Below are 507 nucleotides of genomic sequence, written 5' to 3' on the forward strand. Positions count from 1 at the left end.
GTTGAGGTCGATCGCAGTCAGCGCCCCGCCCTTGGCGTAGTGGTAGTCGAGCTTGCTGTTGTCCGGCAGACGCAGGCGGGTGAGTTGGCCGCAGGCGTCGTAGGTGTAGCGCAGGGTGCCCCAGCCCTGATGCTCGCGCACCAGCCGGTCCTGCAGGTCGTATTCGAAGGCCAGCGGGTGATCCTGGCCGTCATCCACGCCGACCAAACGGCCTAAACGGTCATAGCGATAGCTGACCTCGACCCCGTCCGGCAGGGTCTTGAGCAGCAGGCGTCCGGCGCTGTCGCGCTGGTAAGTGGTGACCCGCGTCGAGCCGTCGTCGCCGAACTCGGTTTTTTCCAGCAGGTGGCCGTTGCGGTCGTAGGCGTAGGCGGTGCGCCGGCCATCGAAGCCGGTTTCCTGTCGGATCAGTCCGGTGGGCGTGTAGTCCAGAAGGTACTTTTCGCCGGACTCGTTCTCGATTTCCGTCAGCAACAGCTGCGCATGGTCGTAACGGTACTGCAGCCG

1 pseudogene is annotated in these 507 nt (G+C 64.7%); it reads right to left on the bottom strand.

Annotated elements, in window-relative coordinates:
• A pseudogene (locus L6D81_RS29325) lies at positions 1–507 on the bottom strand (type IV secretion protein Rhs); the annotation flags it as partial.

It is taken from the genome of Pseudomonas sputi (assembly GCF_021603585.1).
In the GTDB taxonomy this organism is placed as follows: Bacteria; Pseudomonadota; Gammaproteobacteria; order Pseudomonadales; family Pseudomonadaceae; genus Aquipseudomonas; species Aquipseudomonas sputi.